The sequence below is a fragment of the Rathayibacter sp. AY2B3 genome, from assembly GCF_002931755.1.
Classification (GTDB): domain Bacteria; phylum Actinomycetota; class Actinomycetes; order Actinomycetales; family Microbacteriaceae; genus Rathayibacter.
In genome coordinates this window covers 1-1,791 of sequence record NZ_PSUG01000092.1, presented here as the reverse complement: position 1 = coordinate 1,791, position 1,791 = coordinate 1, and the positions used below count along the sequence as shown (strand labels likewise).

The window sequence follows — 1,791 nt, the reverse complement described above, 5'->3', positions numbered from 1 at the left end:
GTCTCGCTGGCGAGCGGCTCCGATGACCTCCTCGCGGCTCCCACGGCGGAGCAGCTGCGCGAGGCGGAGCGACGCGTCGCCTCGGTCCGCAGCGCCCCGGCCCCCGTCCCCGCACCGCGCGCGACGCCGCTCCGGCCCGTGCGCCGGGCCCGGGTCGGCGGACTCGTCGCCCTCTCGTTCGTCGCGGCCATCGTCGCGGCGACGTCGCTGCCGGCCACGTCGCTCCTGACCGCGGAGGACGTGCAGGCGCAGGGCCTCTCGACCCCCTTCGGCGCCGACGCCCGCCGCGGCGCGCAGTCGTTCGTCGCCGGCGAGGTCAGCGCCGAGACGGTCGCCCGCGACGGGTTCGGCGTGCAGGAGCGCAAGACGCAGACCAACGTCGCCGACATCGTCCGCACTTCCGACACCGGCTTCACGAACGATCCGAACGCGTCGATCCAGTGGCCCTTCGCCGTCGGCGTGCCGGTGGGCGACCGCTTCGGCTACCGCAACTGCGCGGGCTGCTCGGTGAACCACGGCGGCACCGACTTCAACCCGGGCGACGGCTCGCCCATCCAGGCGATCGCCGACGGCGTCGTGCGCACGGTCATCGACGGCGAAGGCTCGCTCGGCGTGCACGTGATCGTCGACCACGAGATCGACGGGCAGCTGGTCTCGAGCGTGTACGCGCACATGCAGCACGGCTCGGCGGCCGTGAACGAGGGCGACCCGGTCAAGGTCGGCCAGCTGCTCGGGCTGGTGGGCACGACCGGCATGTCGACCGGCCCGCACCTGCACTTCGAGATCCGCCTCGACGGCGTGACGAAGGTCGACTCCTACCTGTGGCTGAAGGCCAACGCCGGGCGCTGACGTCGGCAGGACTCGCGTGCGGTGTGCAGGGCCGTGTGCGGTCTCGCGTGCGGTGTGCAGGGCCGTGTGCGGTCTGCAGGTGATCTGAGCGTGATCGTCCGCATCTCCAGCCGCGCCGCTCGCTGAGGCGTTCTTCCCCTGCAGACGGCACCGCTGCTTCCTGCAGACGGCACCGCCTCGTGCAGATGGCACCACATCCTGCAGACGGCACCGCATCCTGCAGACGGCACCGCTGCCTCCTGCAGATGGCACCGCCTCCTGCAGACGGCACTCTCTCCTGCAGTCGGCACGGCCTCCTGCAGATCGCACGCAGCCCCCGCGGAGCCGACGCGCCGGCTACTCCGCGCGCAGCCAGACCGTGGTGTCGGCGGGCAGCGCCGGCTCGTGCAGCTCCTCCGAGCACAGCACCACGGAGCCGACGGGCAGCTCGACCGGAGCCTCGCCGAGGTTCGCGATCACCGTGACGGCTCCGTTGCGGAACGCCACGACGTCCTCCGGGTAGCCCTCGAGCCACTCGACGGCGCCCGAGCCCAGGTCCTCGGCGCGGCGCACGGCGAGCAGGGACCGGTACAGCTCGAGCGTCGAGCCCGCGACACCGCGCTGGCGGTCGCGGGCGAGCGGCGCCCAGTCGCCGGGCTGCGGCAGCCAGGAGTCGCCGGAGCCGCTGAAGCCGTACGCGGGCGCGTCCGCCTCCCACGGGATCGGCACCCGGCAGCCGTCGCGGCCGTAGCGCTCGCCGCCGGTGCGGAACCAGGTCGGGTCCTGACGCGCCGAGTCCGGCAAGTCGATCGCCTCGGGGAGCCCGAGCTCCTCGCCCTGGTAGACGTAGGCGGACCCGGGGAGCGCGAGCATGAGGGCGGTCGCGGCGCGAGCGCGGCGCAGCCCCAGGACGGGGTCGGGGAGTCCGGGCGTGCGCGGGCCGATGCCGTAGCCCTGCGGGTT

Annotated in this window: 2 protein-coding genes; one reads left to right on the top strand and one right to left on the bottom strand. The window is 74.0% G+C overall.

Annotation, left to right across the window (positions count from 1 at the left end; genetic code table 11):
- Window positions 1–849 (top strand): M23 family metallopeptidase (locus tag C5C24_RS18600; protein ID WP_146082669.1); only part of this gene is annotated, 849 nt, incomplete at its 5' end.
- A gap of 336 nt (window positions 850–1,185) precedes the next feature.
- Here the strand turns inward: C5C24_RS18600 and C5C24_RS17385 are convergent.
- Window positions 1,186–1,791: DUF3459 domain-containing protein (locus tag C5C24_RS17385; RefSeq protein ID WP_146082668.1), on the bottom strand; the 606-nt coding region annotated here is incomplete at its 5' end.